Raw genomic sequence first — 5,594 nt, 5'->3', positions numbered from 1 at the left:
TCTTAGTTAGCGTGTGCCTATGAAATTCTCGGTGTTTTTCTATGCATTCCGAGAAAAAACCTTGATCTTATGGGATTTTCGATCCCTTGTGTACCTATTTTGAGTGATTTACTGTCGAACTCGGGTACAGGCTGCTGACCAGTAAGAAAGAAGCCACAAGCGATATAACCGCTTGTGGCTTCTTATTTACTATCTTGGGCCATATGATATAACCATTCTTTATGTTTTCTATCTTTCTCATTATCAGTTGGTTTTCGAAACTCAGCTAATCCATCCTCCATAATCGCCTTCCGTTCTAAAGCAAACCGAAGAGTAAAATATTCTCGAGCATTAAGTAACTGCACAATATGTTCTTTGCTAAGCTTTCTACCTCTTCGAATCTCCATTCTACATTTGTAAGCAAACAATTCTTTAACAAAAGACCTGCTACTAAAAGTCTCTTCTAAGAATATAATATCTTCCTGCTTGATACTATCAGTTTTTAGTGCATCAATAATGATACTCTCAAGCGCAGAATAATTATGCTGCTTATAACTGTGTAGTAAATCCTTTAGTAACTCCACGTTTATATGCTTCGAAATCCTACCTTCGAATTTATCTTTGTAGTACTTCCATACAATATGTTCCTTAGCAGATGGAGATACTTGGAGAAATTTAAGAATATTAAATAGCTGAGTTAGTTGATTTTTATTTGACCTATCATGTAACTGAAGTTGTTCACTAATATCGGGACTTTCAAGTAACTTATTCATTTCTTCAATTAGTTCACTACGCCCCACTCCATTATATTTCAATAGTATTCCGATATTATAATAAATATCCACTTTATTTCCCCCCCTCAACCTACCCCCAATATCTATCCGGTATATTTCTTTTTTCATTAAACGTACACAAACCAAATCAATGGTGGTTTAAAAATTCAACCACCATTGAAATGCTTATTTGATAATTTATCTAATCTGCATCATATGTTTCTTTGTCAACAAGATGAAACCTTCCCTTTATCACTTCGAAATAAACATATTCATCCGTTTTAATCTGATTCCAGTTTTCACAGGGGATTTCAACATCTATTTCCTTAGTCTCATTCGGCAGTATTAAATAGCAGGCAGAATCATCCTTGTACTTTCCAAGTACTAATCTCTTCGTCTTTTGTTCTTGTATCTTAAAATTATTACTACATCCAGACATAACTAAGCAGAATATTAAGAAACAACTACTAAAACACCTCACTGCCAATATTCATCATCCTTCTTGTCATAAATAAAATCTGGTAATCTATAATTTAAAAATTCCGCACTGTCCCAAAAAGTATAATCTACAAGTTGATTGGCCTTCGTATAAAAGACTGCCCTATAATAGTGGCCATCTTGTTCAATATGAAATGCATTTAATTTATCGAAGTCTTGAACATCCTCTCCAAAGAACAATTGAAATCCTTGGTTCAGCATATTCGCCAGAGGATTTTTTTCCGCAATATAATCCATGGCTTCTTTAGACCATTTAGAAAACTCAACTGCTTCTGGAGCCAAGATTGTAATATTTTCATACATTTCCTTTGCGCCGGCTGGTAACGGATAATATACATTACCCTTATTATCCACACGGACCTGAGATGTTTTAGTCGAACCACCTATGAAATGTGTTTTATAATCAACATCGTATACGATTTGAATTGTGTCCTCCGGTGTTAATAATGCAGAACTCAAATGAGTATTAGCATTTCTAAGCTGTTGGGCTTTTAACGCCATAATATTTCTATTGGTCAAAGCTTCTATCCCTAAACTACTAGCACCTTCACGAATATAAATATTATTATAATATAACCACTTCTCCTTATATTCATTAATTTGTAAGTTCAACTCAAATACTTCATGTGTTTCAGCTATATACCCACTCGGATCCACAAAATTGATCGTATCGTTCCAACTGCAGGTGATGAAAGCTTTGGAACTCCATTTGATGGACGAACTCTGTTTTCATGACCTTGTAGGTCGCTTCAGCCACAGCATTGTCATAAGGACAACCCTTCGCGCTTAACGATCGACCGATTTCGAAGGTACCCAGGAGCTCGTCCATCGTTTGGTTTTTAAACTCACTCCCACGGTCCGTATGAAACCACTGGATTTGGCCCAGATCGCCTTCTACCGTAGTAAAGGCACGCGAAACCAGAGCAGCGTCCTTATGTGGACCTGCACTATGACCAATGATTTCCCGGTTAAACAGGTCAATGAGGACGCAAACGTAGTGCCACCGGTGCCCTACCTTTACATACGTTAGATCGCTGACCACGAAGCGCTTAGCTTCTGCCTGATCAAACTCACGTTCTAACTCATTCGCAGTTGTCGCCTCATTACAGGCCGTTTTGAGGGGCTTAAACTGGGCGATGGTATACCCCTGCTCTTGCATGATTCGGCCAATACGACGTCTGGACACGACGAGACCTTGTTCCAAGAGCTTGGCTTTGATCTTTCGTGTACCGTAGGCTTTTCGATTCTTGTGGAAGATATCCACAATCGCTTCCGTTAAGACATCTTCATTTGGTCGTTCTTTAGCTTCATAATAGTACGTACTTCTTGCGATTTGTAGGACGTTACACAATGCTGATACCGAGTATTTATCAAGGTTATTCCGAATGATAGTTACTTTCGTCCCATGATCAGCGCCGCTTGCTTTAAGATGTCTACCTCCATCTTCAGACGCTGGTTCTCTTTTCGGAGCGCTATCCATTCCGTTTCTTCGGACGAACGATTATCCTTCTCCTTGAAGGAGCCCGTTGTCTGAGCTTGCTTGATCCAGCGATCTAAAGCAGAGGCTGTGAGGTCATATTCCTCCACAATTGTTGCCCTCGACTGTACTGGGTAGGGGTAAAAGAAAGACCTTGAGGATTGCCGCCCTCAAGGTCTCAATGAGTATTACTTAATATCACTATAGAACTTCATCAGCTTCGAGGTAATCTCTTCGGGGACAGTACAATTTCTAAAGTTAAGTGACACCAAATCAGTAATTGCTTTTTCCATTGTAAACCATGATTCACTCTTGTAGTCACTAATTTCGTCACTGAATCCTAAAACACAAATACCGTAGCTCCTCTCTCCCCATATCGCCCACCTCATGGACGAGGATAGCCATACGACCACTTCAGAATTAGATAAAATTGAATCGGCAGGACTGTCTATAGGACTCTGTGAAAGAGTATTCCAATATTCGTCCGCTGTTGTGCCTTTATTCAGCATGCACCAGTTATACTGAGAAAACTCGTTAAAATAATAATTTACAGGATGTGGGTCTAAGACAGCCATGATGAAATAAGAGTCATCAAAAATATCAGTGAGTTTCTCCAGTTCATCCCAAAAGGAATAACTCATTGCATAATCAAAATCAAGTACAACCGTATTTTGAAATGGAACTTTGAATACTTGGTTCGGTAGTCGCTGTTCATCGAAAAATACAGTCGAAACCAATTGTGACGCTTCTTCAAAATCGTTTGTGTCTTTAATAAATGCACTCAATCGGTAGCCCCCAATCTAATCTTGGTAGTAGCCTGCGTTGCTCCATTAGCCCAATATTCAGCAGTTGGCTGTCCTTGATTGGAATTGTCTCGAACCTTATACGATGCACCGTCTTTAGAATAGATGGTAACTTTTCCGTCCTTACTGACTGATTTACTCCACCCATCTTCCATAAGACTCTTTTCAAAATCTGCTCTTGTCACATTGGTTGAAACGTTCTTCACGCTTTTTCCAACTGTAATGTCTTTGTAGCTACAACTGGTATTATGCACCCAAATTCCAAGGTCACTAACGAAGTAGGTATGGAACTCATCAACCGTCATGTTGTAGACTGTTACCTGCTTGTGTTCTAGTTCGATGCTCTCAATCTTGAGTGTATTCCCATCGCTCTGAACAAGCAAGTCACCAACCTTGAGGTCTTTGACGAACGTCCATCCCTTGCCTTCCACATAGAACGGATGATTGAAGGTCGCTTCAATGGTTTGGCCGCCTACATGGATTTTATAAATCTCATCCGTCTCGTGATTAAACGTTGCCGTTACCTCTTTATACGCTACCTCACCAGTTGCTTCATCCTTGGAAAGAACCTTATCTCCGACTTCAATGTCTTCGATATTTTTCTCCCCTTCGTCTGTAAGAACTTTTGTACCGGCGGTGAAGCAGTTACATCCGGTTGAAGCTCTTCTTAACACATTGGCTCCTCTGCTTGTATTAGACGCCCAATATCCACCTGCATTCGGCGCTCTAGGAGTATTATTCATGCGTTCCCCCACTCGGCAAAACTTTTGACGAATTTGCCGCTTGTATTATAGGAATGAGGGAATCGGTGGCTAGCCTTTCACACATGACCTTCCCGTTGAGAAATGTTCAGTTTAGTTCTTATAGTAATAGTGGTCGGACTTTCGCTCAAAATAGTTGCGACCAAGTACGTTCACCGTATTTATCGTTGCGGTAATTTACATAGTTGCGTTTTCTTTTGAAAATACCGCAAGAAAACGAAGATAACAAAAAACAGGTCAATCATGGTGGTATCTGACCATAATCGACCTGCTAGTTGTGTTGGAATAGCGTTAATTAAGGTATAAAATTCAAGCATTGAAGTGCGTACAACCGAAATGACGAAATCATTATACAGGTATTACATGGCTTATATGTGTTATTCGTTGAATGTTAGGTTCGTTCGTCACCCACCCCCTCCAAAAGAAGATACCTTGAAAGGCATGAAGCCAATCAAGGTTCATAGTTTTATTCCTCCAACATTACATCAGAACATACTACCGACAACCATGGTTTCGAGTAGTCTGATGTAAAAATTCCCACACGCTTTTGATTATCCAAACTCTCTGCTAGCTCTTTGAATAGGACAATTGTAAAGAGACTTTCTTTGTTTACTTCATCGGGAGATAAGGGAAGTTCTGTGCTGATTTGAAAATCCGCTTTCTTGCAATTTTTGAAAATAATCTTTAATAGTCTTGTAGTGTCATGACCATCTTGAATATCCCAATAATAATCGACTACTACTATCAGGTCTATTAGATTGTCAGCCCATTTCACATCAGTAACTATGCTGTCTGTAAAATCAAAATCTTCTAGAACATCGTGCAAATTGGTAGCTAACACTTCCACTCACCTACTTTTCAAAATAGAAATGTGTTGCATCTCTTAATTCTTGCTTTGTTGCGTTACTTGGGAATACTCCATTGTCATCGAGATAGCCGCCACCCTTATTCTGAACCCTAAAATAAGGTGTACCTTCCCCAGGTTCTGCATGTATTCTCACTTTAGTACCAGTACTTGGGTCAGTAAAGATAGTAGCAGGTCCACTTTTCTTTCCACCGGGCTCAATGGTCTTAGTCCATCCCGATTTCTCAAGATTACTAATCATTTCGTTAGGGGACATGTTCTTACCCATTTGGCTAAAGTTCTTGCCTGTCCATTGGAAAGCTTCTCCCGTCCCCTTTAATCCCTTTTTAATAGCCAGTTTAAAAAGCTGCTTGTAAGCTCCTAAGCTCAATGAGATGCTCCCAGTTGTCACACCGTCCCAGAAATCCGGGAATCCATTACTGATCTGCTCTTCCATAT

5 protein-coding genes and 2 pseudogenes are annotated in these 5,594 nt (G+C 39.7%); all 7 read right to left on the bottom strand.

Annotated elements, in window-relative coordinates; translation table 11 throughout:
• Positions 1-182: 182 nt before the first annotated feature.
• Positions 183-824: a hypothetical protein gene (locus tag ACFPXP_RS08620; protein ID WP_379893820.1), complete on the bottom strand. Its 642-nt coding sequence runs from the start codon at positions 822-824 to the stop codon at positions 183-185.
• Positions 825-1,229: 405 nt separating this feature from the next.
• Entirely contained in the window at positions 1,230-1,862 is a 633-nt protein-coding gene (locus ACFPXP_RS08615) for a hypothetical protein (protein WP_379893819.1), read from the bottom strand.
• Positions 1,863-1,914: 52 nt separating this feature from the next.
• Positions 1,915-2,849 (bottom strand): annotated as a pseudogene (locus ACFPXP_RS08610) (IS3 family transposase); the annotation flags it as partial.
• A 66-nt stretch (positions 2,850-2,915) separates the two neighbouring features.
• On the bottom strand, positions 2,916-3,512 hold the full coding sequence (locus ACFPXP_RS08605) for a hypothetical protein (protein WP_379893818.1): 597 nt from the start codon (positions 3,510-3,512) through the stop codon (positions 2,916-2,918).
• A complete protein-coding gene (locus ACFPXP_RS08600) occupies positions 3,509-4,273 on the bottom strand; it encodes a polymorphic toxin-type HINT domain-containing protein (RefSeq protein ID WP_379893817.1) in 765 nt (254 codons plus the stop codon). The genes ACFPXP_RS08605 and ACFPXP_RS08600 overlap by 4 nt, the downstream gene beginning before the upstream one ends.
• 484 nt (positions 4,274-4,757) lie before the next feature.
• On the bottom strand, positions 4,758-5,132 hold the full coding sequence (locus tag ACFPXP_RS08595) for a hypothetical protein (protein ID WP_379893816.1): 375 nt from the start codon (positions 5,130-5,132) through the stop codon (positions 4,758-4,760).
• Between the two features lie 10 nt (positions 5,133-5,142).
• Positions 5,143-5,594: pseudogene (locus tag ACFPXP_RS08590) on the bottom strand (hypothetical protein); the annotation flags it as partial.

The organism is Marinicrinis lubricantis, from assembly GCF_042658665.1.
GTDB lineage: Bacteria > Bacillota > Bacilli > Paenibacillales > KCTC-33676 > Marinicrinis > Marinicrinis lubricantis.
The sequence above is the reverse complement of the archived record's forward strand: the minus strand, read 5'-3'. Positions and strand labels throughout refer to the sequence as shown.